Below are 19,479 nucleotides of genomic sequence, written 5' to 3'. Positions count from 1 at the left end.
TCATCCGGCAATACCCGACTGGAAACGGAACATGAAGAAAATCGCCGCATTGACCCTCGCCATGGCGCTCACCGCTGGCCTGTTCAGCACTCCCACCCTTGCTGCGGGCGATGTCCAGGCCGGGGAGAAAGTCTTCAAGCGCCTCTGCAGCGGCTGCCATCAGATCGGCGAATCGGCTCGCGCCTTCTTCGGCCCGCAACTCAATGGTGTGATCGGTCGTCACTCCGCCGCCACCACGGATTACGTGTATTCCGATGCGATGAAATCCGCCAACCTGGTCTGGGATCGCGAAACCCTGATCGCCTACCTTGAAGCGCCGAAGAAAGTGGTACCCGGCACGCGCATGATTTTCTGGGGGCTGAGCGATCCGGAAAAAATCGAAGACCTGTTGGCCTATCTGCAAACTTTTCCGGCGCAGTAATCACTCGCCCGGGTTCTCCACCAGCCATTGAGTGAAGCTGCGTGCCATCGCCGTGTTCTCGCTGTCGACTCAGCAACTGGCTTACCAGCGCGATGCCGAGCCCGGCGTGGTCATTGCTCCGCAGTTCGGCGATGAAGAAGCCGATGACAAAGCCTTCGACCTGCTGTCCGAACTCTACCCGGACCGTAAGGTGGTGCAGCTCGACATCGACGCGACTTCCGCGGGCGGCGGCGGGATTCACTGCGTGACCAGTCACCCGCCGTTGGTGTGATGAGTTCAGTTTTTACACAACTAATGTGGGAGCGGGCTTGCTCGCGAAAGCGGAGTGTCAGTCAACATCTCTATCGACTGGTTCGCCGCCTTCGCGAGCAAGCCCGCTCCCACAAGGGTATTTGTTGAATCAGATAAATCAGGCCTTACTGGCCTTCAGATAAGCACCGAGGCGCCGGCCCATTTCCTCGCCCAGCGCCTGCAAGCCACTCAGCGGCCGCACCATCACTTCGAGCTCGACGATCTTGCCCTGCTCGTTGAAGCGGATCATGTCGATGCCCTTCAACTCTTTCCCGCCGACTCTGGCGCTGAATTCGAGGATCACGTTCAAGCCATCCGCCGTCGCCAGTTCGCGGTGATAGGCAAAATCCTCGAACACGTTCATGACCGTGTTGAGGATCATCGACACCACCGGCGCCCCCGGATACGGCGTGTGCGCCATCGGCGAACGGAACACCGCTTGCGGATCGAGCAATTCGGGCAAGCCGCTCAAGTCGCGGTTGCCGATCATCGCGTGCCAGTGCTTCAGGGACGCTGCAACATTGGAATTCAGGTTCAGCTCAGACATCTTCAACTCCTGTTTTTATTGTTGTAGTGCGAAAGCGTTGGTCGATAACCCTGGCGACATCGTCGGCCCATTGACGGTAGAGCATCGGCCCCGGATGAAAACCATCGCTGGCCATCAAGCCCGGTGCAGGTGCCAGCGGGGTTGTCAGCATCGTACATTGATCCACTCGTTCCGCCAGATCCGCCAACTGTGCATTGAAACGACGTGCCCTGAAACCCAGAAACCAGCGCAGCGGCTGGGGCAGGGCGGGGAACAGATGCATGGGCGGAAGCGGCGACAGCACAATCTGCTTCACCGCGAATTTGTCGCACAACAGCGCCATCAAGCGCCGTTGCCGGGCCAGCCACTGATCAACCGCCAATGTGCTGGTGACATCGTTGACGCCAATCGACAACAGCGCCACATCGAACGGCTCGGCGGCGTGCTGTTCGAGCAGTTCCAGCAAGCCTTGCGCATCCAGGCCGGTGCGCGCCCAGAGTTTCCACGCCACCTGATAATCCTCGGCCAGGCGCTCGACGAGCCGACCGCTGAGGGCCTCGCCTTGAGTCGCCGCACCCACACCCGCGGCGGCGCTGTCGCCGACAATCAACACGCGCAGAACGTCGCCGCTGCCGGCCTCGCCCTGGCGTTCGCCTGCGGCCTCCGGCAACCTGGGCGTCACTCGACGGGTATACAGGCCCTGCACCAGCAACAACGGGCCGAGCAGGATTTTGACGAGGGTTTCTACCTGGCTCATTGGAGGTTATCGCCCAGCGATACACAGCTCTCCGGTCGCACGAATCATCGCCTGGTCATGCAGGTAATCCTTGGTCAGCGCGGAGCGTTCGGTGGCCAGCCATTGCGGGCAGTTCGGGTCTTTGCGGTAGGGCAGGAACGCGGCGTACTGCGTGAGCAGCAGGTTCTGCAGCTTGTCGAGTTTGGGCCGGATGTCGTTGTTGAGGTCTGGCCGTGGCGTGTCCGGCGCCTTGTGCGTCGCTTGCCATTGCGCGAGCCGGCCATATTGCACCAGTTTGCTGGCTTCGATCTGGGCGGCGATCAGGTTGGCGACATCGTCGGGGTCGAGTTTGCGCTGGGTGGCTTGCATGCGGGCGTTGGCGATGACTTGCGCTTCCCGGGCGTTGTCCTGGACCGGTTTGCCGCTGTCCCACTTGGTCAGCGCCACCAGCTCGCTGATGTACAACCGCTCATTCATCGTCGCCAGCAACGGTTGCAAGGCATTGGGCGCCGGGGGCGTCGTGCCGGCCTGGGTACCGCCCGCGAACAAACCAAGCAGGGCACAGGCCAGACAGCGCGACAGACGTGGGGAACGGGGCATGGGCAGAACCTCCTTGGACGCAGAAATCACTCAGGCTTGTTTATCACAAGTGCGGCCAGGGAACGATAGGTTGCGAAGGATTCAGGCCAGCAACCGTTCAATCTGCGCCAGCTCCCAGGTACTGAGCAAACTCACCGGGTCGGTGCCGAAGCGCTGCCCGTTGTCGAACGCATACTCACGGCCATCGGGGCTTTGGCCGTGCAGGCAGTGGCACAAGTGGCCGGCATCGACTTCAAGTATCAGTCGCCAGCCGTCGATGTCGACCAGCACAGCGCTCGATGTGCGCGGATCATCCAGACGCTTGAATGTACGAATGCCCTGGGCGGCATCGCGCAACGGCTGGTAAACCTCGCGGGCGGTGAGGGCGGGCACAGGTGTCTCCGGGGTGGAATCGGGGGAGGCACAGGATAGATCATCAGCCTGCAAAAAAGCCCGGTTGATCGGGTAATGCCGATCAGTTAAAGGTTTGAACACTGCAATCCTTGTGGGAGCGAGCTTGCTCGCGATAGCGATGGGGCAGTCAACATTGATGTTGAACTTTAGGCCCTCATCGCGAGCAAGCTCGCTCCCACAGGTTACTCATCACTCGCCTATTCCCTGTTCAACGCCGCTTCCGCCGCGGCGATTTCCGCCTGACGCTTGACGATCATGTCGCCCACCGGCGGCCCCTGGAAGCGCCGGGCTTCAAAACCGAACCAGACGATGGCCGTCAGGATCAGGAAACCGATGGTGATGTACAGCGCCCAATCGTTCGGTGGCTGGATGCCGATGACGAAAATGATCACCATCGCGAGGATCGAGAGGATGGCGAACACCGAATACCAGAATCGCCCCATGTTCCATGGCCCCATGGTCGGCCACTTCGACGTCCCATAGGTAAACAGCCCCAGCACGATGGGAATGGCGAAGGAAAAGAACAGGAAGATCACCGTGCAGGACACCACGATCGTATAGACCGGCGTTGCCCCGATCGAGATCACCGACGATCCCCAGTCGAACAACACCGCGAGGGTGGCACCTGTCCAGATGGCCGCGACCGGACTGCGATGGGTCGATGAGACCGATGACAGCGCTTTTGAGCAGGGCAGGCCGCCGTCCCGGGAAAACGCGAAGATCATGCGCGAAACCGAGGTGACCGTGGCCAGCCCGCAGAGCACCTGCGAGATGAAGATCGCCACGTAAAGCACCAGTTTCAGTATCGGGTTGACCTGGGTGTTCATGGCCCAGAAAAACACGTTCCAGCCTTGCTTGGCCGCCTCGTCCATGTTCGGCAGCATGAGCAGGAACGCACTGAGCATCAGCCAGCCGAACAGCAGCGACCAGACGACCGACATGACCATGCCGCGGGGCACCGACATGGCCGCATTGCGGGTTTCCTCGGAGGTATGCGCAGAGGCGTCATAGCCGGTGATGGTGTAGATCGGCAACAGCAGGCCGAGCATGAAAATCCAGCCGTTGGAGACCTGCGGCCAGACGCTGCCACCCACCTCGCCGGAATAGTTGTTGAAGGTCCACAACCGCGCGAATTCATAGCTGGGTGCCGAGATCAGGCAGACGATGGTCAGTGCCAGCGCCGTGGCGAAGATCAGGTAACCGGAGAAGTCAGTGAGCCTGGCGGTCAGGCCGATACCCAAGTGGTTACACAACGCCTGCAGGCCCGCGAGGATCGCCAGGAAAATCACCCTGACCGTGGTCGTATCCTCCATGCCCAGTGCCGGTCCGAAGGCACCGAAAAAGAAGTAATAGGTACCGACGTTGATCGCGCCAAGCACGGTGACCAGCCCCAGCAGGTTGAACCACGCGGTCAGCCAGCCAGTGAAGCGGTTACCGAGAATCGAGCCCCAGTGGTACAGGCCGCCAGCGGTGGGGTAGGCCGAGGAGATCTGCGCCATGGCCATGGCGAATACCCCGGAGATCAGGCAGCCGATCGGCCAGCCGATCCCGATGGATATGCCACCCGCACCCGAGGTGCCCTGGGCCAGCGAGTTGATGCCTCCCGAGAGGATGCAGATGATCGAAAAGGAAATGGCAAAGTTGGAGAAAACCCCCATTCGTCGTGAGAGTTGCTGGGCGTAGCCCATGCTGTGCAGCACCTTGACGTCATCGTCCTGCACGTCGGTGCCGGGCTGGCTCGTTGGGTTCATTGTTGTGCGCCCCTTTTCAGGTTTTGGACAGGCCGAACTGAGCCGCCGTAGGCTCGACCTTGGTTTTCTGTAGGAGCGAGCGTGCTCGCGATGAACGTCAACGATGACGCGGGGAGCCTGACACCCCGCGTCATCCTCAAGTCCATCGCGAGCAGGCTCGCTCCTACAGACGGCCGTGAAGTGCTGCGTCGAAAATCTTTGCCACGTCGTCCCGGGTCAATGGCAGCGGGTTGCCGCTGGCGGAGGGGTCGACAATCGCCATGTCCGCAATCAAGTCGGCCTGCCGGTCATCTACGCCCAGTTCAACCAGCGTATGGGGTACGCCGATGTCCTTGCGCAGCTTGAGGACGAAGGCCAGGAAACTGTCGAACCCCGGCGAGGGCAGGCGCAGGTACGCCGCCAGGCGAGTGATGCGCTCCTCGATGGCGGTGCGATTGAATTGCAGGACATAGGGCATGAAGGTGGCGTTGGTCATGCCGTGATGGGTGTCGTACAGCGCACCCACCGGATGCGAGAGCGCATGCATCCCGCCCAGGCCTTTCTGGAATGCCGTGGCGCCCATTGCCGCTGCCGCGAGCATTTGTGCTCGCGCTTCAAGGTCCGACGGCGTGTGTACCGCTTTCACCAGAGCGTTGGCCACCAGGCGCATGCCTTCCACGGCAATGCCATCGGCCAAGGGATGAAAACCGGGGGCGCAGTACGCTTCCAGGCAATGCGATAACGCGTCCATGCCAGTGCCGGCGGTAACCTTGGCGGGCATGCCGACGGTGAGGGCCGGGTCACTGATGACCACGCGCGGCATCATTTTCGGGTGGAAGATGATGCGTTTGGTGTGAGTACGTTCGTCGATGATTACCGCTGCACGACCGACTTCGGAGCCTGTCCCCGCCGTGGTCGGCACCGCAATGACCGGGGCGATGCGGCTGTCGTCGGCGCGGGTCCAGTAGTCGCCGATGTCTTCGAAATCCCAGACTGGGCGGGTCTGGCCGCTCATGAACGCAATCAGTTTGCCCATGTCCAGGCCACTGCCGCCGCCGAATGCGATCACGCCGTCATGTTTGCCGGCGCGCCAGGCATCGAGCCCGCCGGCCAGGTTGGCTTCGACCGGATTGGGCTTGAGGTCGCAAAACAGCTCGACACCAAGACCGGCACCACGCAACGCCTCCAGCGCCGCCGTGGTGATCGACGCGCGCGCCAAGCCACTGTCGGTCACCAGCAACGGTCGCTGGATACCCTGGCTGCGACAGACATCGGCCAGTTCCGCGATGCGACCGACACCGAAACGCACGCTCGTGGGGTAGTTCCAGTTTCCTGTCAGGTTCATGGTCTACACCTCGTGACGCAGATGAAAGGATTTGGCGCGGGTCAGGTGCTCGTAGCCCAGGGGCGACAGGGTGACGCCGCGCCCGCTGTTCTTCACCCCGGTCCAGGCCAGCGCAGGGTCCAGGTAATCGCAGCGGTTCATGAACACGGTGCCGGTGGCGATCTCGTTGCCCAGGCGTTCGGCAGCGCCGAGATCTTGCGTCCACAGCGAGGCGCTGAGCCCGAACGGACTGTCGTTCATCAAGGCGATGGCTTCCTCATCACTGGCCACCGGCATGATGCCGACCACCGGGCCAAAGCTTTCCTCGCGCATCACCGACATTTGATGGGTCACGTCCACCAGCACTTGCGGTGCAAGGTAGGCACTGCCCGGTATGTCGGCGGGAAACGCCTTGGCATCGATCAATGCCTTGGCGCCCAGCGACAACGCTTCGGCGATCTGTTTGCGCACGAAGTCCGCCGCACCGGGATTCACCAGTGGACCGAGGGTGGTGGCTGCGTCCAGTGGATTGCCGAGCACATACTGATTGGTCAGGGCGACAAAGCGCTCGACAAAGGCCGGGTAGATTTTTTGATCGACATAGATGCGTTCGATAGCGCAGCAGCTCTGCCCGGAATTGAAGAAGCTGCCGTCCACCAGGTTTTCCACCGCATGTTCGAGGTCGGCGTCTGCCCGCACGTAGGCCGGGTCTTTGCCGCCGAGCTCCAGGCCCACGCCGATGAAACGCCCCGTGGCGGCACTTTCCATGGCTTTGCCGGCGTCGACCGAGCCGGTGAAGTTGACCTGCTGCACGCGGCCCGAAGCAATCAGCGCGGCGGTCTGCCGATGATCGAGCAGCAGGTTATGGAACAACCCTTCCGGCAGATTGGCGCGGCGCATGGCCTCGGCAAAACGCTCGCCCACCAACAGCGTCTGTGACGCATGTTTGAGGATCACGCTGTTGCCGGCCATCAGCGCCGGGATAATCGTGTTCACCGCCGTCAGATAGGGGTAATTCCACGGGGCAACCACCAGCACCGTGCCTAACGGCTCGCGTTTGATGTAACGTCGAAAACCCGCCACCGGTTCCGGTTCTACAGCGGCCAGGACGTGCGGCGCGATAGCGATCATGTGCCGGGCGCGGTCGGCAAACCCGCGCAGTTCGCTGGCGCCAAAACGCACCGGGCGGCCCATTTGCCAGGCCAGCTCCGGCACGATGTCAGCCTGCATCGACAGCATCGCGTCCACCGCGGCATTGCAAAAAGCTGCGCGTTCGCTCAGTGAGCGGCGTTGCCATGACGCCTGTGCGCTGGCAGCAGTCGTCAACGCCTGCTCGACCTGCGCCGTATCGGCCAGATCGCGTTCGACGTACACCCGGCCATCGACCGGTGAGATCAGTTGAACCTTCGCAGTCATGATGTTCTCAGTAGCGCTCGAAACCGCGCTGCAATTCCCAGTCGGTGATTCGCCGGTCGTACTCTTTCTGTTCCCACTCGGCGGTGTGCACGTAGTGGTCGACCACCTCATCGCCGAACGCTTTGCGCAACATGCTGGAGGCCTTGAGTGCGGCGCTCGCATCGCGCAGGGTCTTGGACACTTCCGGCAAATGCTCATCCAGATAGGCGTCGCCTTCGAACGGCGGCGCCAGATCGAGCTTCTCGTCGATACCGGCCAGGCCCGCCGCGATCAACGCGGCGAAGGCCAGATAGGGGTTGAGGTCGGCGCCGCCGATGCGGCATTCGATGCGGATGGCTTTGCTGCCTTCGGCACACAAGCGAAAGCCGGCGGTGCGATTGTCGCGGCTCCATACCGCCCGCGTCGGCGCAAAAGTGCCGACCTGGAAGCGCTTGTAGGAATTGATATAGGGCGCGAGAAAACAGGTGATGTCGTTGGCGTACTTGAGCTGCCCGGCGACCCAGGCACGCATCAGTTTCGACATGCCAAATTCGGCTTTCGTGTCGAAGAACAGCGGCTTTTTGGCGTTCTTGTCCCACAGCGAATTATGGATGTGACTGCTGGAGCCGGCAGCGTCGTAGCGCCACTTGGCCATGAACGTGATCGCCTTGCCCTGCAACTGCGCGATCTCTTTGCAGGCGTGCTTGATGATGACGTGGTGGTCGGCCATGGTCATGGCATCGGCATAGCGGATATTGATCTCTTCCTGGCCCGGGCCCCACTCACCCTTGGAGTTTTCCACGGGAATGCCCGATGCCTGCAAATGCTTGCGAATCGCCCGCAGCACTGGCTCTTCGCGGGTGGTCTGCAGGATGTTGTAATCCTCGATGTAATGGCCGGCGGTTTTCGGTTTGCGATAGTTGCGCTGGTGGATCGCCTCGTAGCTCTCATCGAACAGATAGAACTCGAGTTCCGAGGCAAACATGCCGGTATAGCCGCGCTCGCGCAGGCGCTCGACCTGCTTTTTCAGAATCGCCCGGGGGCTGTGGGGCAGGTCTTTGCGATGGTGATGATCGAGCACGTCGCACAGCACCAGCGCCGTGCACTCAAGCCACGGCACGCGCCGCAGGGTGGACATGTCGGGCTTGAGCACGAAATCGCCGTAGCCCTTGCTCCAACTGGCCGCGGCATAACCGGGCACGGGCTCCATGTCGATGTCATCGGCCAGCAGGTAATTGCAGCAGTGGGTTTCTTCGTGGCCGCTGTCGATGAAAAACTCGACCTGGAATCGCTTCCCGACCAACCGTCCTTGCATGTCGACCATGCACACCAGCACGGTATCGATTTCGCCGGAAGCGGCAGCACGCTTGAGATCGTCAAAACTGAGTAGAGGCTCGGTCATCACGGCAATCCTGCGCAAATTTTTTGGGCCTTTCTGGAATAGCTGTTGCAGACGCTCTCCAGAAAAATCCAAAAACTGCAGCCGCGAGCATCGTGGGCAATTAGCTGCACTAAGCTTAGCCTACTGTCGATTTCCGCAAGTTTTCGGTGATTGAAGTTTGCCCAGTCGGGGTCAACATGGCCGTGGAAGGCCCAACGAAGCAGGCCGGTACAGGCTCGCGGGGAAATGAAAATGGTGAAGAAGAGAGCTAACAAAACCTACCAGAACCTCAAACAGCACTACCCGGATTACCTGGATACAGTTGAGGCCTTGGGCACGGCCGTGCGTCACGCCGGGCCGCTGGACGAGCAAGTTGTTCAACTGATTCAGCTCGGCGCCGCAGCGGCGATCCATTCCGAGGGCGCCGTGCACAGTCATGTCCGCCGGGCGCTGGAGGCGGGTGCAACGCCGGAGCAGATCCGTCACACCCTGATCGCGTTGACCAGCACCATCGGTTTCCCGACTGTCGTGGCGGCGATCAGTTGGGCGGAGGATGTGATGGGGGAGGGGACGGCGCGTTGAGTGAACGGAACCGCGGTTGAATTCATCGCGTGCTGCGATAGTCGTCAGGGGATGACTTGCCACGCTGCTGGTAAGTTCAGTGGATGCGTTTAACGCGTCAATCAACGGTCGCACCCATGAACACCGAAGGCAAGTTACATCGAATCCGAGAAAGCGATTTTGGACGTGGCGTTGAGTCAAAGGCCTACCGTTGCAATTGTAGGAGCGAGCTTGCTCCGGGCGGCGTTCCGACGATGGACTTGAAGACACCGCGATTAATCAGAAACCCCGCGTCATCGTTGACGACCATCGCGAGCAAGCTCGCTCCTACAGGGTTGGTCGCCTTTACTCTGGCAATCCCGCCAGGCGCAATCCATCGATGAAACGGGCGAAATCTTCAGGCCGCTGAATGGGCAACCAGTCCTTGAGGGTGCCGAGATGCAGAGAGGGATCCAGCGCTTGCAGACGTTGCATCGCCCACGTCGCTTTATCCATTCGTCCGTCGAGCGCATGACTGGCCGCCACCAGCGCGGCCGCGACCAGCAGGCTGGGCAGGTTGCCCAGTGCCTTTTCCGCCCAGTCTGCAGCGGTATTGAAGTGCCCGGCGAAGAAATGCGCGAGCGCCATCCCGACCTGCATCCTGAACATTTCCGGGTCCAGCGGACTCAAGCGCACGGCATGGTTCAAATGCTCGATGGCGGCGTCTGTTTCACCGTGCAGCGCCCGCAGGATACCGCCCAGAAACCAGGCGGGGGCGAGGTTGGGATTGAGCAGGCGTGCCCTGTCGAGCAGTGCAATGCCGCCGTCGACTTCGCCGGCGAGATGGGCCAGCGCATGTCCGCCCCGGGTCAACGCCACGGCATCATCGCGGCCGAGGGTCACCGCCAGACGCGCCAGTCGTATGCCCTCGACAATTTCTGCAGGCCGGTCGTTCATCCAGCCATTAAGCTTGCGCCAGAAGTGGCACCAGGCAGCCATGCCATAGGCCGAGGCAAACTCCGCATCGAGTTCGATGGCCTGGTAGAACATTGGCAGCGCCTGTTCGATGGCTTCCCGGCTGCCGCTGTGCAGTTTTGCCATGCCACGCAGGTAGTAGTCATAGGCGTCCAGGCTTTCCGTCGGCTTGCGTTTGGCGCGTTCGATTTCAGCCCGTTCCAGTTGCGGCGCGATAGCCCCGACGACACTCTGGGTGATTTGATCCTGCAGTTCGAAGATGTCGTCGAGCAAGCCTTCGAAGCGCTCCGCCCAGATGTGCGTCCCGCTCGTCGCGTCGATCAGTTGCCCGGTAATGCGCAGCTTGTTCCCGTACTTGCGCACGCTGCCTTCGAGTACGTAGCGAACGCCCAACTCCTGGCCGACGCCCTTGGCGTCCACCGCCCGGCCCTTGTAGGTGAAGCTCGAATTGCGTGCGATGACGAACAGCCAGCGGATACGCGACAGGGCGGCGATGATGTCCTCCACGACGCCGTCGGCGAAGTATTCCTGCTCCGGATCGCCACTCAGGTTCTGGAACGGCAGGACTGTTATCGAGGGTTTGTCCGGCAGGGCGAGCGTAGAGGAGGGGACTTGCTTCGGGGCAGCGCTCGAGCGTTCGTCGATGTCGGGCCGGGGTGCTTCCCCGGTCGTGTCGCCGTTGATCCGGCCGACGAAGCGGTAGCCTTTGCGGGCGACGGTGCGCACCAGGCGCTGTTCCTCACCGGTATCACCGATGGCCTTGCGCACCGCATTGATGTGGCTGGTGATCGTCGATTCCGAAACGATCCGGCCGCTCCATACCGACTTGAGCAACTCGTCCTTGCTGAGGACGCGATCGGGATTGTTGACGAACAGCAGCAACAGGTCGAAGACCTGCGGTCCGACGGCCACGACCTGCCCGCGCAAGGTCAGCTCCCGGCGCTCCTGATCGAGCACGTAATCTTCAAACGCGAATGGCAAGTTGAGCATCCCCTGGCGAAGCGCCCTCAACGCCGTGTCCCAGGCGGCTGGCGGTTGGTAACTGGGGGAGATGATACGGCAGCTCGACAGCCGCTGCACCGTCTGCGACAAGGGCGGCTGGACGAACATCATCAGCTTTGGACGTAAATCCAAGCACTCTCCAAGGCAATCCCAAGCCCGGTGCAAGGACTTGCTTCACGCGTGCAGGCAATCTCGCTCTACACCGACGCAATAGTTGCAGTCGACAAGAGGAGAAAAGCCATGAAGATCGTCGTTATAGGAGGCTCCGGCCTCATCGGCTCGAAACTTGTGAGTACCCTCCGCGAGCGCGGCCATGACGCGCTTGCCGCCAGCCCCAGCACGGGCGTGAACAGCATCACCCGCGAAGGCCTGGCCGAAGCGATGGATGGTGCTGATGTGGTGGTCGACGTGGCGAACGCGCCGTCGTGGGAGGACCAGGCCGTTCTCGATTTCTTTGAAACGTCGAGCCGTAACCTGCTGGCCGCCGAAGCCGCCGCCGGGGTTCGTCATCACGTTGCCCTGTCGATTGTCGGGAGCGAACGGCTTCCCGATACCGGTTATTTCCGGGCCAAGGTCGCGCAGGAGGCCCTTATCAAGGCGTCCGGCATGCCTTACACCATTGTGCGTGCCACGCAGTTCTGCGAGTTTGCCGGCGGCATTGTCCAGTCGTTCACCGTCGGCGATGAGATTCATGCTTCGCCGGCGCTGATCCAGCCGATTGCGTCCGACGACGTGGTAGCGGCGCTGGCCGATGTCGTGCTGGCAGCACCGGTCAATGGCACGGTTGAAATTGGCGGTCCGGAAACCATGCCGATCGACGAACTGGCCAGGCGCTATCTGCGGGCGACCCAGGACAACCGCAAGGTCGTGCCAGATGTACATGCCCGTTACTTCGGCGCCGTGCTCGACGATCAATCGCTGGTCACCGGCAAGAACGCACGCCTGGGGGCGATCCGCTTCGACGACTGGCTGGCCCGGTCGACGGCGCAGTAACGAATCGCACCCTCACATTTCCCTACGAATCCAGGAGAAATCCCATGGTTACCCGATTGCTGATGGCCGCTGTCTTCGCCGCGCTCTCGATCAGCGCCGCATCGGCCGCCGAGCCGCCCCCCGGCAAGGTGACGGTGGTGTTCGACCGTCCCATTCCCAATATCCCGGGCAAGAGCATGAGGGGCGTGGTCGTCGAGTATGGGCCGGGCGCCGCATCGCCGGCCCATACCCATCCGAAAACAGCCTTTATCTATGCAACGGTCCTTGAAGGCTCGTTCCGCATCAAGGTCAAAGGTCAGCCGGAGAAAATCTACAACGTCGGTGAAAACTTCGTAGAGGAGCCGGGTTCCGTGCATCTGGTCAGCGCCAACGCCAGCGATACCCAACCTGCACGCCTGTTGGCGGTGTTCGTCCTCGACACCGAAGAAAAGGTGCTCGTCACACCGATCAAACAGTGAGCCGATCAATGCGCTCATGAACGTTCGACAGCCGGGCGGCAGACCCTGTCGCCCAGTGGCTGCTTTAGTTCTTGGCACTGAACAGGAAATGAAAAAATGAACTCGCTCCTGGACAAAGCCGCCATTGCCACCAGCGCAAGTACCGGAACGCCTGAGGTCGTGGTGCGACGCGGCAAGCGCAAGACCATCGGCCTATTGCTGTGCGTCGGTGCCTTGATAGTCGTGGCGGTTTGGGGAGCCATGGCGTTTTCCAGTGGCGTAACCTCGACCGACAACGCGTATGTTCGCGGAGACGTCACCTCGCTGGCCGCCAAGGTCGCCGGCTATGTCACGGCGGTCGAGGTCGGGGACAACCAGGCCGTGCATGCGGGTGATGTGCTGTTTCGTATCGATGACCGCGACTATCGCGCCAAACTTGCGCAAGCCGAGGCCAATGTCAGCGCCGCCCAGGCGCGCCTGACCCATGTCGATGCGCAGATCCAGCTTCAGCATGCGCTGATCAGGCAGGCCGAAGCACAAAGGCGCTCGGCCACCGCCGACATGAGCCTGGCGGCCAAGACCCATGACCGCAGCCGCAAGCTGATCGTCAGCAACGCGGTGAGCCAGGCCCTGGTCGATGAAACCGGCACGGCGCAATCCAGAGCCGCCGCTTCGGTATCGGCCGCTTCGGCAACGGTCGAGGCGCAACAACAACGCATCACGGTGTTTGTGGCCGAGCGCGAGGCTGCCGTGGCCGCCGTGACGCAAGCACAGGCCGCGCGCGATCTCGCCCGGATCGATCTTGAGCACACCGTGGTACATGCACCGGTGGATGGTGTGGTCGGTAACCGTCAGGTTCGCCTCGGCCGCTTCGTCACGCCGGGTGTCGCCCTGCTCGATATCGTGCCGGTTAACGATGTATGGGTCGTGGCGAATTTCAAGGAAACCCAGCTCGAACATCTTCGCCCCGGCCAGCACGTGCGCGTTACGGTCGATGGCTACCCCGACGCGGCACTTGATGGCGTGGTCGACAGCTTTGCACCGGGCAGTGGCTCGGCGTTCAGCCTGCTGCCACCCGACAATGCCACCGGAAACTTTGTGCGTGTGGTGCAGCGCGTTCCGGTGAAGATCCGCCTGGCTGGCAATCCGCTGCCGGGGCGCATCGTGCCGGGGCTGTCCGCGCGGGTGGAGGTTTCGCAAGGGGCAGGTTCATGAGTAGCACCAGACCGACCACCGGCGTGCTGCTCATCGCGGGCATCGTGCTGGCCACGTTGACGGAAGCGATCGCCAGCACCGTGCTGGCCCTCGGCCGCGCCGACATCATCGGCGACACCTATGCCACGCCTGACGAGTTCGCCTGGCTGGACGTCGGCTACATCGCACTCAAGCTGATCGGGTTCATGATCGCCCCTTGGCTGATGCAGAGGTTTTCTGCGCGCAACGTGATCATCGGCGCCACCCTGGTCATGGGCCTGGCGTGCTGCGTGGCTGCCGTTACCGCCCGGCTGGAGTTGCTGATCGCATTGCGCATCCTGCAAGGCTTCGCTGGCGGTACTTTGCTGGTGGCGGGCCAGGCGATCATTTTTCGCGGTTATCCGCGCGCCCTTCAGCCGATCCTCCAGGCCCTGTTCGCCATGGCGGCCGTGGTCGCGTCTGCGACTCTCGCACCGGCCCTGCAAGGGTGGTTGATCGACAGCCAGTCCTGGACCTGGATTTTCTTCAGCGTGGTGCCGCTGGCCCTGGCGGCGATCGGCCTTTTGCTCATTGCCGACCACCCCATGCCCGCCAGGGTCCGGCAACGTTCGTTTGACTGGCTCGGCTGTGCACTGATCTGTGCCACGCTGTTCTGTTTCACTTACGTGCTCAGCCAGGGCAGTCGCTGGGACTGGTTCGAGGAACCGCGCATCCTGTTGCTGACAGTGATCGGCACCGCCGCGTTGCTGGCTTTTCTCGGCCAGCAAGTATTGGCCGAAGGCCAGGGGCTGCTCGATTTCAGCCTGTTCAAATCAAGCGACTTCACCTTTGCCTTTATCGTCAGTTTCGTCGCTGGTGCCGCCTTGTTCGGCAGCGCGTACCTGATCCCGGCGTTCGCCCTGTCGGTACTCGCGTTCACGCCGACCGATGCCGGCCTGCTCCTGTTGCCCAGTGGCGGGTTTTTTGTCGGCTCGCTGCTCATCGCTGCCTATCTGTTCAAGGTCCGCCGCGTGCCGCCCGTGGCGACCGTGCCTTTTGGCATCCTGCTGATCATGGCGGCGATGTGGATGCTGTCCGGCTCCACCAGCGAAAGCGGCACCAATGACATGATGGCGGCCATCCTGTTGCGCGGCCTGGGCCTTGGCTTCCTGTTTCTGTCGATCACGCTGATCGCCTTCAGCACCCTCAACAGCCGCATCCTGGCCAGCGGCATCGGCCTGTTCAATACCGGGCGCCAGTTGGGTGGCTTGATGGGTGTCGCAGGGTTGCAGACCTTGATCGACCATCACGTTGTCACAAATGGCGCGGTTCTCGGCGCCAACGTCAACCCAGGGGCGCACGCGGTCATCGAACGGTTGACGACCACTACCGCGATGCTGGCAGGGAAGGGCATGGATCAGATAGCTGCCGGCCGGGCAGCCACGAGCCTGCTGGGCAAAGCGGTGTCGGGTCAGGCCACGGTGATTGCCTTCGATACGGCGTTCTTTGCCGTGGCCCTGCTGTTCGTCTTTGCCGCGCCCATTCTGGTCGGCATCAAGATTGGCCTCTCGCGATCCGCGAAAGTGCATGAACAACGGACGAACTGATGACCCGCACGAAAAAAACCGGCTGTTGAGGCCATGGTTTCTGTTTGTGGCCTGCGCAACCCTTGTAGCAGCTGCCGAGCACCGCGAGGCTGCGTTCGGCGGCGCAGCCGTCGTAAAATCAGATTGTGCGGTGTGTCAGGCAGATCGTGCGCTTAGGGTTTACGACGGCTGCGCCGCCGAACGCAACCTCGCGGTGCTCGGCAGCTGCTACACCCCACTATAAATCGGGGAACCTTTCATGCCGACGCGGTTTTGCATCAGTTTGTCGGAGCCATCAGCGGCCACAGGGTTATCGCAAGGCATTCAAGCCTCGCTGATCTGGCTGACACTGGTGATTTGCCCATTCCAGATCATCTCGTAATGCGCCGCTTGAATGATCGAGGACACGGGCCTTGGCGTCATCAACGCCCAGCAATGACTGCCCGGCATCCGCACCGAGTGATAACGCAAACCGGGACAACCGGCGTCCCGCACCGCCCGCCCCAGAACACGGGAATGGCTGTAGTCGTCCGGCGCATACACCGGATCGTTCATCGGCAGGGCCGCAGCATCCTTCATTCCGGCATCGCCAAAGGCACAAGCCAACCCCCGAAACACAAACCGCTCATAGTTCAGGCTCGGCACCTTTGACCAATACAGCCCCTGGTGATGCCGCACCTCGGCCAGCGCCGCTTCCATCGTATCCGCCAGGTACAACACGCCAAAACTGCCGTCACTGAAGCGCGAACCCGCCGGGTTCACATGAGTAAACGGCGCGATGGCATAAGAGCAACCCGCAATCCCGAACGGGATCTCACTGCGCGCAATCAACTCCAGCTGACCCACCTCATTCTTCAACCGTGGATTGGTCAGCGCCTGAATCTCGAACAACACCTCAAACTCATCCGCGTCCGCCACATCATCAAACAGCGCAATGGGCGGAAACTTCGAATTGACCAAGCGATAAGCCTGCAACGACTCTCCGGCAAACGCGGCTAGCTCACTCGCCATCACCATTGCGCCCCCCGCAGCATGTCGATGCGGCGGAAGGTTTCATACAGCGAAATCATGTCGCCCTGAGCCATGATCTCCAGCGGGCTACGGCCATTGAAAAACTCATTGTCGTTGGCCATCGAAGCAAAACCGTAGACGTTCTCCGGGTTATCGAACACCAGCCGCAACGTCGCATGAATGTTCAGCACAAAACTGATGCGTTGCATCTGGTCCGCATCCAGTGCTACTGCCCACTCCGGGTCACGCTGACGGGCGCGGGTATAGGTGCTGCGGGAGATGCGCAGGATGCGACAGGCCTGATCGCTGGTGGCTTGCCACTTTTCCAGAATGCTCACAGCGGCGCGCAGGCCGGTGACGCATTGGTTTTTACTGAAGGATTGGGCTTGGGCGAGGACGGCCATGTTCGTGTGCTCGATATGGGTCTATAGACTCAAATTTAGATATATTGAATCTGTAGAGCAATATCGGTGCGACCAGTGGACTGGATGCGGACGAAAAAAAGGCGTCTGCAACGCTAATGCCGATCAGTTAAGCCACAACGCAATCTGTAGCAGCTGCCGAAGGCTGCGTCCGGCTGCGCAGCAGTCGCAAAATCAGAGTTCGCGGTACGTCAGAGAGATCGTGCAAGGCGGATTTACGACTGCTGCGCAGCCGGACGCAGGCTACGCCAGCTGCTACAAGGAAGGCGTAGCTGATCGGCGTTAGCCTGCAAGGCGCCCTGTTTCGTTGATTGCCCCCCTCATACATCTATTGAACCGAGGCTTGCCCGGCCACAGGGATTCCCATCGTTTTCCCATTGGGAATAAACGCCGCACTGCCATTCACCGATCAAATAGACCAGCCAGACACTCAGCCACGCCGTCAGAACCGAAGGCAAGCGCAGCGACCAGTGCCCGAGGCCACCCATCAGGTGGGCAGTGGCCGTAATCAGCCAATAGGAAGGCAGCGGCTTGTCGTAATAGGGCATGCCCTTGAGATAAGGGTCGAAGTAATCGCCGGTTTGCAACATTTGCAGCGCGATGTTCGCCCAGCGCGTTTCCGCCCCCCAAAGCTCCCTTGTCCCCAACCCGAACAGCAATAGAAACGCGGATACACCGAGCAGAAGGGTCAGTGCACCCTGGTCACTTTTCAGAAACCTGACTAACGAATGTTTCATCACTATTTCGCACGTTGCGTGAAGCGGCTGGAGCAACAAGGCTATCCGGCGAAATGTGATGGGATTGTCAGTGGATTGCGAATAAAGCGTTGGTTTTGATTGTGGCTTGGTTGCTCCATCAAGTGATGTAAGGCTATGATTTACAAGATGAAAAACTGTTCATGTAAACCACAGCACGATCATTGATGAAACGTACGCCCCAGTGCATCCAGGCGCGTGGCAATAGGTGGCAAGCGCCGGCTGCTCAACGCCAGGGTTTCCACATCGTCTGCGGTGTTCTGCGCAATGCTCTGCACCGACTGCAAGCGCCCGACGATCTCGAAACTCGCCGTGGATTGTTCGCGGGTTGTCGTGACAATCCGTCCATTGAGTTCATCGATCTGCGAGATGTCACTGCCCACGGCCTGTAACATCGCCGCCGCCAACTGACTGTCCTCGACACAGCGTTCCACCCCCTCGCGACTGTCCTGCATGGCCTCGACCGCTTTGCGGCTGCCTTGCTGCAAGGCCTCGATGATGGTCCGGATTTCTTTGGTGGAAACCGCCGTGCGCTGCGCCAGGCTGCGCACTTCATCGGCCACCACGGCAAAGCCCCGGCCTTGCTCGCCGGCACGCGCCGCTTCGATAGCAGCGTTGAGCGCCAGCAAGTTAGTCTGCTCGGCAATACTGCTGATCACCTCCAGCACCGTGCCGATTTGCTGTGCTTGCCCGGCCAGCACCTGCACGGTCTGGTTGGTGCCTTCCAGGCGCGACGCCAACTGAGTGATTTCCTGCCGCGCACGGTTCACGCTTTCCTGACCGCGAGTGACTTGCGCACTGGCCTGGCCGGCATGTTCAACGGCATGCTCGACATGCACCACGATATGCTCCATCGCATCGCCCATACGCTGCATCGACCCGGTCATCTGCGCGATTTCCGTCAACTGATGCTTCGCGCCTTTCTCCAGCGTATTACTCGCCTTGGCCAACTCCTGGCCCAACTGACCCAAGCCGTGAGAGTCACGCACCACCCCGTCGACCAACGCGGTGATCTGCATCAAAAACTGATCGAAACGCTGCGCCAGCGACACATGCACACGCGCCTTGTCACCCTGTTCGGCGTTGGCGGTGAACTGCGACGTGGTGGCGAGCATCTTGTCCAGCATGTCCTGGCTCTCCACCGCATCAGCCTGACTGTGCACCGCCAGATAGAGCAGCGCGACCGTCTCCATCACCACATAAAAAGCGTGAACGAACACCATCGTCCAGCCACCGTGATGCGCCATCACATACACCGCAAAACCCTGATGTTGCAGCACATGAAACACCACGTGATGCACGGCAATCGCAGCCGCCGCCACCAGAATCGGCAACCAGTCGCGATAAAACGTCAGCACCGCCAACAACGCGAAAATCCCGAAGTGCGACTCAATGACCCCCTCGGCCTGATTGATATGCAACGCCGCCATCACCATCAAGCCAACGCCTAGCAAACAGCGCATCAACCGCGACCCGCCGATGGCGCGATACAGCACGGTCAACAACACACTGGTGCCGCCACCCACTAAAAGCGCTTGCTTGAACGTGTCGTGCCAGAACGCCAGGCCCACCGCGAAGACGAACATCAGCCAGATCAGGCCCAGCATGATGCGGTCGGCTTTGCGGTAGTGATCGAGGAAACGAGGGGGGAAGGGCATTCACGCTTACTCCATGTAGTTGAGTGAGGATGAAGCAGGGGGCTGATACCGGTCAGGCGAGCCTGATACTGAAGCTGTGGCGTTTTTTGGGGTGTTGCAGTGAATATGAGAAACCGAGGAGAGAGTAGCC

18 protein-coding genes and 2 pseudogenes are annotated in these 19,479 nt (G+C 61.0%); 7 read left to right on the top strand and 13 right to left on the bottom strand.

Going from position 1 to position 19,479, the window contains the following annotated elements:
* Positions 1–31: 31 nt before the first annotated feature.
* The gene (locus tag ABIA48_RS03815) at positions 32–421 is read left to right on the top strand and encodes a c-type cytochrome (RefSeq protein WP_007988361.1); all 390 of its coding nucleotides are present in this window, start codon (positions 32–34) and stop codon (positions 419–421) included.
* Positions 422–524: 103 nt separating this feature from the next.
* Positions 525–692: pseudogene (locus tag ABIA48_RS03810) on the top strand (agmatine deiminase family protein); the annotation flags it as partial.
* A 138-nt stretch (positions 693–830) separates the two neighbouring features.
* On the opposite strand, the gene ABIA48_RS03805 reads toward ABIA48_RS03810, so the two are convergent.
* The 8 genes from ABIA48_RS03805 to ABIA48_RS03770 form a co-directional block, all read right to left on the bottom strand.
* A complete protein-coding gene (locus ABIA48_RS03805) occupies positions 831–1,259 on the bottom strand; it encodes a nuclear transport factor 2 family protein (RefSeq protein WP_429487124.1) in 429 nt (142 codons plus the stop codon).
* Positions 1,252–1,995, bottom strand: a complete 744-nt coding sequence (locus ABIA48_RS03800) for an SGNH/GDSL hydrolase family protein (protein ID WP_429487123.1) — start codon at positions 1,993–1,995, stop codon at positions 1,252–1,254. The genes ABIA48_RS03805 and ABIA48_RS03800 overlap by 8 nt, the downstream gene beginning before the upstream one ends.
* A gap of 6 nt (positions 1,996–2,001) precedes the next feature.
* Positions 2,002–2,574: a chorismate mutase gene (locus ABIA48_RS03795; protein ID WP_429487122.1), complete on the bottom strand. Its 573-nt coding sequence runs from the start codon at positions 2,572–2,574 to the stop codon at positions 2,002–2,004.
* A gap of 81 nt (positions 2,575–2,655) precedes the next feature.
* Positions 2,656–2,946: a DUF7693 family protein gene (locus ABIA48_RS03790; protein ID WP_429487121.1), complete on the bottom strand. Its 291-nt coding sequence runs from the start codon at positions 2,944–2,946 to the stop codon at positions 2,656–2,658.
* Positions 2,947–3,164: 218 nt separating this feature from the next.
* Positions 3,165–4,718 (bottom strand): amino acid permease, encoded by a 1,554-nt coding sequence (locus ABIA48_RS03785; RefSeq protein ID WP_429487120.1) that lies wholly within the window; start codon positions 4,716–4,718, stop codon positions 3,165–3,167.
* Positions 4,719–4,881: 163 nt separating this feature from the next.
* Positions 4,882–6,042: an iron-containing alcohol dehydrogenase gene (locus ABIA48_RS03780; protein WP_429487119.1), complete on the bottom strand. Its 1,161-nt coding sequence runs from the start codon at positions 6,040–6,042 to the stop codon at positions 4,882–4,884.
* Between the two features lie 3 nt (positions 6,043–6,045).
* A complete protein-coding gene (locus ABIA48_RS03775) occupies positions 6,046–7,437 on the bottom strand; it encodes an aldehyde dehydrogenase family protein (protein ID WP_429487118.1) in 1,392 nt (463 codons plus the stop codon).
* Between the two features lie 7 nt (positions 7,438–7,444).
* Complete coding sequence (locus tag ABIA48_RS03770) at positions 7,445–8,818, bottom strand: glutamine synthetase family protein (RefSeq protein WP_429487117.1); 1,374 nt, start codon at positions 8,816–8,818, stop codon at positions 7,445–7,447.
* Between the two features lie 231 nt (positions 8,819–9,049).
* Between ABIA48_RS03770 and ABIA48_RS03765 the strand changes: the two genes are divergently transcribed.
* Positions 9,050–9,379, top strand: coding sequence for a carboxymuconolactone decarboxylase family protein (locus tag ABIA48_RS03765; RefSeq protein WP_429487116.1), 330 nt, complete (start codon positions 9,050–9,052; stop codon positions 9,377–9,379).
* Positions 9,380–9,703: 324 nt separating this feature from the next.
* Here ABIA48_RS03765 and ABIA48_RS03760 read toward each other — a convergent pair whose 3' ends face one another.
* Positions 9,704–11,293: a winged helix-turn-helix domain-containing tetratricopeptide repeat protein gene (locus ABIA48_RS03760; protein WP_429492781.1), complete on the bottom strand. Its 1,590-nt coding sequence runs from the start codon at positions 11,291–11,293 to the stop codon at positions 9,704–9,706.
* A 261-nt stretch (positions 11,294–11,554) separates the two neighbouring features.
* Between ABIA48_RS03760 and ABIA48_RS03755 the strand changes: the two genes are divergently transcribed.
* The 4 genes from ABIA48_RS03755 to ABIA48_RS03740 all read left to right on the top strand — a co-directional run bounded on the left by ABIA48_RS03755 (position 11,555) and on the right by ABIA48_RS03740 (position 15,524).
* A complete protein-coding gene (locus tag ABIA48_RS03755) occupies positions 11,555–12,307 on the top strand; it encodes an SDR family oxidoreductase (protein WP_429487115.1) in 753 nt (250 codons plus the stop codon).
* 44 nt (positions 12,308–12,351) lie between these two features.
* The gene (locus ABIA48_RS03750) at positions 12,352–12,765 is read left to right on the top strand and encodes a cupin domain-containing protein (protein WP_204933053.1); all 414 of its coding nucleotides are present in this window, start codon (positions 12,352–12,354) and stop codon (positions 12,763–12,765) included.
* A 96-nt stretch (positions 12,766–12,861) separates the two neighbouring features.
* On the top strand, positions 12,862–13,959 hold the full coding sequence (locus ABIA48_RS03745; RefSeq protein WP_429487114.1) for an HlyD family secretion protein: 1,098 nt from the start codon (positions 12,862–12,864) through the stop codon (positions 13,957–13,959).
* Positions 13,956–15,524, top strand: coding sequence for a DHA2 family efflux MFS transporter permease subunit (locus ABIA48_RS03740; protein WP_429487113.1), 1,569 nt, complete (start codon positions 13,956–13,958; stop codon positions 15,522–15,524). The genes ABIA48_RS03745 and ABIA48_RS03740 overlap by 4 nt, the downstream gene beginning before the upstream one ends.
* Positions 15,525–15,827: 303 nt before the next feature.
* Here ABIA48_RS03740 and ABIA48_RS03735 read toward each other — a convergent pair whose 3' ends face one another.
* The 4 genes and pseudogenes from ABIA48_RS03735 to ABIA48_RS03720 form a co-directional block, all read right to left on the bottom strand.
* On the bottom strand, positions 15,828–16,520 hold the full coding sequence (locus ABIA48_RS03735; RefSeq protein WP_429487112.1) for an RES family NAD+ phosphorylase: 693 nt from the start codon (positions 16,518–16,520) through the stop codon (positions 15,828–15,830).
* Positions 16,514–16,918 carry an antitoxin Xre-like helix-turn-helix domain-containing protein gene (locus ABIA48_RS03730; RefSeq protein ID WP_429487111.1) on the bottom strand — a complete coding sequence of 135 codons (405 nt, stop codon included), beginning with the start codon at positions 16,916–16,918 and terminating at the stop codon, positions 16,514–16,516. The genes ABIA48_RS03735 and ABIA48_RS03730 overlap by 7 nt, the downstream gene beginning before the upstream one ends.
* Before the next feature lie 419 nt (positions 16,919–17,337).
* Positions 17,338–17,673 (bottom strand): annotated as a pseudogene (locus tag ABIA48_RS03725) (ArnT family glycosyltransferase); the annotation flags it as partial.
* A 179-nt stretch (positions 17,674–17,852) separates the two neighbouring features.
* Positions 17,853–19,349, bottom strand: a complete 1,497-nt coding sequence (locus ABIA48_RS03720) for a methyl-accepting chemotaxis protein (RefSeq protein WP_277529827.1) — start codon at positions 19,347–19,349, stop codon at positions 17,853–17,855.
* Positions 19,350–19,479: the final 130 nt, after the last annotated feature.

Source organism: Pseudomonas sp. S30_BP2TU TE3576, assembly GCF_050436025.1.
Classification (GTDB): domain Bacteria; phylum Pseudomonadota; class Gammaproteobacteria; order Pseudomonadales; family Pseudomonadaceae; genus Aquipseudomonas.
This window is presented reverse-complemented; position numbering and strand designations above follow the sequence as displayed.

What these genes read in the sequence shown, in the direction of transcription:
- ABIA48_RS03815 (WP_007988361.1), top strand. Translation starts at nt 32, where the DNA reads ATGAAGAAAATCGCCGCATTGACCCTCGCCATGGCGCTCACCGCTGGC.
- ABIA48_RS03805 (WP_429487124.1), bottom strand. Translation starts at nt 1,259, where the DNA reads ATGTCTGAGCTGAACCTGAATTCCAATGTTGCAGCGTCCCTGAAGCAC.
- ABIA48_RS03800 (WP_429487123.1), bottom strand. Translation starts at nt 1,995, where the DNA reads ATGAGCCAGGTAGAAACCCTCGTCAAAATCCTGCTCGGCCCGTTGTTG.
- ABIA48_RS03795 (WP_429487122.1), bottom strand. Translation starts at nt 2,574, where the DNA reads ATGCCCCGTTCCCCACGTCTGTCGCGCTGTCTGGCCTGTGCCCTGCTT.
- ABIA48_RS03785 (WP_429487120.1), bottom strand. Translation starts at nt 4,718, where the DNA reads ATGAACCCAACGAGCCAGCCCGGCACCGACGTGCAGGACGATGACGTC.
- ABIA48_RS03780 (WP_429487119.1), bottom strand. Translation starts at nt 6,042, where the DNA reads ATGAACCTGACAGGAAACTGGAACTACCCCACGAGCGTGCGTTTCGGT.
- ABIA48_RS03775 (WP_429487118.1), bottom strand. Translation starts at nt 7,437, where the DNA reads ATGACTGCGAAGGTTCAACTGATCTCACCGGTCGATGGCCGGGTGTAC.
- ABIA48_RS03770 (WP_429487117.1), bottom strand. Translation starts at nt 8,818, where the DNA reads ATGACCGAGCCTCTACTCAGTTTTGACGATCTCAAGCGTGCTGCCGCT.
- ABIA48_RS03765 (WP_429487116.1), top strand. Translation starts at nt 9,050, where the DNA reads ATGGTGAAGAAGAGAGCTAACAAAACCTACCAGAACCTCAAACAGCAC.
- ABIA48_RS03755 (WP_429487115.1), top strand. Translation starts at nt 11,555, where the DNA reads ATGAAGATCGTCGTTATAGGAGGCTCCGGCCTCATCGGCTCGAAACTT.
- ABIA48_RS03750 (WP_204933053.1), top strand. Translation starts at nt 12,352, where the DNA reads ATGGTTACCCGATTGCTGATGGCCGCTGTCTTCGCCGCGCTCTCGATC.
- ABIA48_RS03745 (WP_429487114.1), top strand. Translation starts at nt 12,862, where the DNA reads ATGAACTCGCTCCTGGACAAAGCCGCCATTGCCACCAGCGCAAGTACC.
- ABIA48_RS03740 (WP_429487113.1), top strand. Translation starts at nt 13,956, where the DNA reads ATGAGTAGCACCAGACCGACCACCGGCGTGCTGCTCATCGCGGGCATC.
- ABIA48_RS03735 (WP_429487112.1), bottom strand. Translation starts at nt 16,520, where the DNA reads ATGGTGATGGCGAGTGAGCTAGCCGCGTTTGCCGGAGAGTCGTTGCAG.
- ABIA48_RS03730 (WP_429487111.1), bottom strand. Translation starts at nt 16,918, where the DNA reads ATGGCCGTCCTCGCCCAAGCCCAATCCTTCAGTAAAAACCAATGCGTC.
- ABIA48_RS03720 (WP_277529827.1), bottom strand. Translation starts at nt 19,349, where the DNA reads ATGCCCTTCCCCCCTCGTTTCCTCGATCACTACCGCAAAGCCGACCGC.